This window comes from Lamprobacter sp., from assembly GCF_034860625.1.
Lineage (GTDB): Bacteria > Pseudomonadota > Gammaproteobacteria > Chromatiales > Chromatiaceae > Lamprobacter.
The window spans coordinates 1-959 of the sequence record NZ_JAYESN010000617.1 but is presented as its reverse complement, the minus strand read 5'-3'; the positions used below and the strand labels follow the sequence as shown (position 1 = coordinate 959).

Annotated in this window: 1 protein-coding gene; it reads left to right on the top strand. The window is 60.4% G+C overall.

What is annotated here, in order from left to right:
• Nucleotides 1-193: 193 nt before the first annotated feature.
• A partial coding sequence (locus VBE63_RS30255) for a DUF481 domain-containing protein (RefSeq protein WP_323686665.1) occupies nucleotides 194-959 on the top strand: 766 nt, incomplete at its 3' end.

Sequence of the window (959 nt, the reverse complement as noted above, 5' to 3'; positions counted from 1 at the left end):
TCAACCTCTACCTGGCCGATCACGTTGGCATGCTTGATGATGCCGAGATCGTCCGTCGCTATCTAAACCGAGAACAGGATTTGCCGTGAGGGTTATCGCTTTAGGGTCCGGCGTCTCGGCTTCCATCCGTTGTCTGGTCGTTGGTCTGGTTGGGCTCTTGTGCTGTCAGGTCGTGCTTGGCGATGAGATTGTCATGGCTAATGGCGACCGTCTGACCGGCACCATCCTTGAGGACACTCAGGAGACCATCCTGCTGCGGACGGACTACCTTGGCATCGTGCGGATCGATCGTCGCGGGGTGCAAGCAGTGGATCGCGAGCCGACTCAGCCGGATTTTCTGGCCGAGGCGCCGATCGAGCCCGATTTGGATCAGATCCCGGCCACTGTTGCAGAAGCAAACACGCCAGACCGCCAGTTCAGCGGCCGCGTCAACCTCGCCCTGAGTGACGAGCGGGGCAATACCGATAAGAACGAGATCGACGTCGACTACCAGCTGGAATACCGCCAGGGCTGGCACCGTTTTCGCAGTCTGGGCGCGCTCGAATTCGATACCAACGACTCGGAGAAGATCACCGAAAAGTGGTCGACCTTCAACCAGTACAGTCGTCTGTTTCCGTCGCGCTGGTACGGGGCCGCCTGGTTGAGCTTCGATCACGATCGCTTCTCCGACCTGCGCTTGAGAACGGTTGGCGGACCGAGCCTCGGGTATCTCGCCTTCGAGAGCGAGGCGCGTAACTTGTCCATCGAGGCCGGGCCGACGCTGTTGCGGGAGGACTTTTATGGTCAGCCCGACCAGGACTTCTCGGGTGTCTCATGGCTCCTGCGCTACGATCAACTGGTTTGGCAGGAGCGCCTGCAGCCCTACCACCGGCAGTTCGGCTACCTGGCCCTTGACGGCAAGGACAAGGTGCTCTGGCAGTCGTGGACTGGCATCCGAATGCCCTTGGCCGGTGGTCTCA